This window comes from Xanthomonas sp. NCPPB 2864 (assembly GCF_056675615.1).
Map to the genome: position 1 here is coordinate 1 of NZ_JBWWVS010000027.1, position 1,013 is coordinate 1,013.

The 1,013-nt window shown below is 63.8% G+C and carries 1 protein-coding gene; it reads right to left on the reverse strand.

The genetic code is table 11. The features are described from left to right. Positions 1 to 1,004 (reverse strand): xylose isomerase (gene xylA, locus AC1KVE_RS21000; protein WP_481093117.1); only part of this gene is annotated, 1,004 nt, incomplete at its 3' end. Between the last annotated feature and the right edge of the window lie 9 nt (positions 1,005 to 1,013).

Here is a 1,013-nt window from a genome sequence, read left to right on the forward strand (position 1 = left end):
CGCAGCACCACCAGCATCGCGCCGACGGTGTCGTACAGGTCGGTCGGGAACTGGTCGGTATCCCAGCCGTTCTGCGGGTTGCCGCGGTTGGCATCGATGCTGCCGAGCAGGCCGGCATCGGATGCCACCTGCAGGTCGTGCTCGAAGCTGTGGCCCGACAGCGTGGCGTGGTTGGCTTCGATGTTCAGCTTGAAGTCCTGGTCCAGGCCGTGCTGACGCAGGAAGCCGATCACCGTGGCGCTGTCGAAGTCGTACTGGTGCTTCATCGGCTCCATCGGCTTGGGCTCGATTAGGAAGTTGCCGGTGAAGCCGATCGCGCGGCCGTAGTCGCGTGCCAGGGTCAAGAAGCGCGCCATATTGTCCTGCTCGCGCTTCATCTGGGTGTTGTGCAGGCAGGCATAGCCTTCGCGGCCGCCCCAGAACACGTAGTTCTCGCCGCCCAGCTCGACGGTGGCATCGATCGCGGCCTTGACCTGCACCGCCGCACGCGCGACGACATTGAAGTCCGGGTTGGTCGACGCACCATTCATGTAACGCGGGTGCGAGAACAGGTTGGCGGTGCCCCACAGCAGCTTGATGCCGGTGTCGGCCTGGCGCTGCTTGGCAATGCCGACCATGTGCTTGAGGTTGCTCTGGTACTCACCGATGTCGTCGGCATCGGGCGACAGGTCGATGTCGTGGAAGCAGTAGTACGGCACGCCGAGCTTGGTGAAGAACTCGAACGCGGCATCGGCCTTGGCTTCGGCGCGATTCAACGCGGTGTTGCCCATATCCCACGGGTACGCGCGCGTGCCCGGGCCGAACGGATCGGCGCCGTTGCCGCAGAAGCTGTGCCAGTAGGCCACGGCAAAGCGCAGATGCTCGGCCATGGTCTTGTCGCCGACCTGCTTGTTGGCGTCGTAGACCTTGAATGCCAGCGGGTTGTCCGAGTCGCGGCCTTCGAAGCCGATCTTGCCGATACCGGGGAAATATTCCTTGGCGCCGATGTAGACGGTGTTGCTCATGGGGTGGAA